We start from the raw sequence: 2,451 nt of genomic DNA on the forward strand, positions 1-2,451 counted from the left end.
CCAAGGAAGCCTGGCTGGGACGGATGCCGGCTGGACCACTTCCGTGGAAGATGACATATGGGACAAGTGAGTGACCTCCTTCGAATGGTAACATAGTTTCTGGATCGATCATTCCATATATTAAGTTCAGCTCGGCTGACTTGTCAAGAACTTCTGGATCGATTAGTATAAAATTCATGAAGGGGGGTAATTGTATGCCACGGACAGGACGCCCCCGTGCGTTTAATCGGGACGAGGCCGTACTTGCCGCGATGTTTCTGTTCTGGGAGCACGGCTTTGAATCCACTTCGCTGGCCCAATTGCGCGCGGCGATGGGGCATATATCCGCCGCTAGCTTTTATGCGGCGTTTGAATCGAAAGAGGCGCTGTTTCGCGAGACGGTGGAACGGTATAAAGCAACTTACGGCCAGGTGATGGAGAGCTTTCATGATCAACGGTTGACACCGAAGGCTGCCATCGAACAAGGGCTGCGCCGCTCGGCGCGAATGCAGACCGAAGGCTCTCATCCACTGGGCTGCTTGGTGGTGTTATCCGGTATAAGCTGTTCGCCCGAGAACCAGCATATCCAAGACATGCTGGCCAAGGAGCGGGAAAAAAACCGGGACGGGATTAAGGACTGCATCGAACGGGCAGTTGCCAATGGTGAGCTGCCCGATACAGTCGATGTTCCCATGCTGGTGACTTTGTTCAACACCTTTCTCCTTGGCATATCGACGCAGGCGAGAGACGGTATCCCGTTCAAACAAATTGATGCAGCCATCACTCAGTTGATGAGCATCTGGGATGCCCTGTCTCGAAAAAACGGATGACAAGGAATACAAATCGTCTGATGAAAGCAGCGGGGGAGAGAACATGAACAAAACGGAACGGCAGCTCGCCATTACGCTGGAGCTGCAGCGAAACAAGCTGGTCAGAGCAGAGGATTTGGCGGCCCGGTTCGAAACGAGCGTCCGGACGATCTACCGCGATATTCAGGCACTAAGCGAAGCGGGGGTTCCGATCGCCGGGGCTCCCGGGCAGGGCTATTCCCTGATGGAGGGCTATTTCCTGCCTCCGGTCAGCTTCACGGCGGAAGAGGCCGTGGCCCTGCTGATGGGCGCGGACTTTATCGAGCAAAGACTGGATGCGGACTACAGCCCGGTGGCGGAGGCGGCCAAACGCAAAATTGAAGCGGTTCTGCCGGAGCCGGTACGCGCTGATTCTATGCGAGTGCGGGAAACGATGCGCCTTCTCCAAGCCGGCGAGCCGGTAACCAGCCGGAAGGAAAAGGACTATCTCGGACAAATTCGGCGTGCGATTCTGGAGCGCCGCAAAATCAGGTTTGCGTATTTAAAAAAATATCCGGAAACGGACGGGAGCCGGATGAATATAAGGGAGGCGGCTCCATACGGACTGACGCTCGTTCAGGGGAATTGGACATTGGTCGCGCACTGCGACCTGCGGCAGGATATCCGCCATTTCCGGTTGTCGCGGATGACGGAGCTTGCCGTGCTCGAGGAGGGCTTTGCCATGCCGGCCGGATTCGATTTGAATCGTTACCAGCCGCCCGATGACCGCAACTTACGGGTGGTGGTTCGGGCGAATCCGGATATCGCCGACAAAATCGCCGAGACCACGCATTTTTATATGGAACAGGCGGAAGAGCGCGAGGACGGTCTGCGGGTCACCTTTCGCGTGCGTCAGCCGGAGGAGCTGCTCCCCTATATCCTTGGTTGGGGCGGGGCGGTTGTCGTGCTGGAGCCGGAATCCTTCCGCCGCCAAATTCAGATCGAGGCCGAAAAGATATTAAACCGCTACTGACACGCTGTTGTCAGGAGCGGTTTTTTATAATGGGAGAAAATCCATAAATAAAGAGGAGTTGTTCCCATGTTGAAAAGCACAGCGAACGCATTGCAGGATTTGGAGACGTCGGTAGAACGGTATTTGATTGAACTGGAGAACTTTGATATGGAGCAGTTGCTGATAAAAACGAACCAGGAAGAATGGTCGATAGGGCAGATGTATATCCATTTGATTCAAACGGCGCAGTTCATGCATCTGCAGCATGTTGATAGCTGTCTGGCCGGCAACGGGGCGGCACTCTCCACCGTGGAGGACAAGACGGAGATTGGCAGGAAGGTATACGAGCTGGGTAGCTTTCCGCCGGTCCGGGTCCGGGTCCCGGCTTCACCGCAGTACACCCCGCAGCAGCCGGAGAGCAAGGAGCAGATTATCGAAGGGCTCCGGAGCGTAGTGGAACGGATGAAGCGGACGGAGCCTGCTTTGAGTCAGGAACCTGAACAATATAAGATCCCCCATCCGCGTTTTGGGCCGTTAAGCGCCAAGGAGTGGTTTTTGCTGGTTGAGATGCATTACCGGCACCATTTTATGCAGCTGGAGCGGTTGAAAGGCGAGTTAAGCCTGGTTTAGCCCGTTAGCGTTGCCGCCTATATCCTGAGGCCCAAAAAGCAG

General features: G+C 55.2%; 3 protein-coding genes. All 3 read left to right on the plus strand.

Annotated elements, in window-relative coordinates; all coding sequences use genetic code 11:
• Positions 1–251 precede the first annotated feature (251 nt).
• The 3 genes from CPT76_RS20040 to CPT76_RS20050 all read left to right on the plus strand — a co-directional run bounded on the left by CPT76_RS20040 (position 252) and on the right by CPT76_RS20050 (position 2,409).
• The gene (locus tag CPT76_RS20040) at positions 252–809 is read left to right on the plus strand and encodes a TetR/AcrR family transcriptional regulator (RefSeq protein WP_258168669.1); all 558 of its coding nucleotides are present in this window, start codon (positions 252–254) and stop codon (positions 807–809) included.
• Positions 810–852: 43 nt separating this feature from the next.
• Complete coding sequence (locus CPT76_RS20045) at positions 853–1,800, plus strand: helix-turn-helix transcriptional regulator (protein ID WP_105444300.1); 948 nt, start codon at positions 853–855, stop codon at positions 1,798–1,800.
• A 66-nt stretch (positions 1,801–1,866) separates the two neighbouring features.
• Positions 1,867–2,409: a DinB family protein gene (locus tag CPT76_RS20050; RefSeq protein ID WP_105444211.1), complete on the plus strand. Its 543-nt coding sequence runs from the start codon at positions 1,867–1,869 to the stop codon at positions 2,407–2,409.
• The last annotated feature ends 42 nt before the right edge of the window (positions 2,410–2,451 follow it).

The organism is Paenibacillus sp. AR247 (genome assembly GCF_002968895.1).
GTDB lineage: Bacteria > Bacillota > Bacilli > Paenibacillales > Paenibacillaceae > Paenibacillus_AQ > Paenibacillus_AQ favisporus.

Bases quoted from the DNA above. Each gene is read 5' to 3' on its own strand.
- CPT76_RS20050 (WP_105444211.1), top strand. From the start codon at position 1,867: ATGTTGAAAAGCACAGCGAACGCATTGCAGGATTTGGAGACGTCGGTA.
- CPT76_RS20045 (WP_105444300.1), top strand. From the start codon at position 853: ATGAACAAAACGGAACGGCAGCTCGCCATTACGCTGGAGCTGCAGCGA.
- CPT76_RS20040 (WP_258168669.1), top strand. From the start codon at position 252: ATGTTTCTGTTCTGGGAGCACGGCTTTGAATCCACTTCGCTGGCCCAA.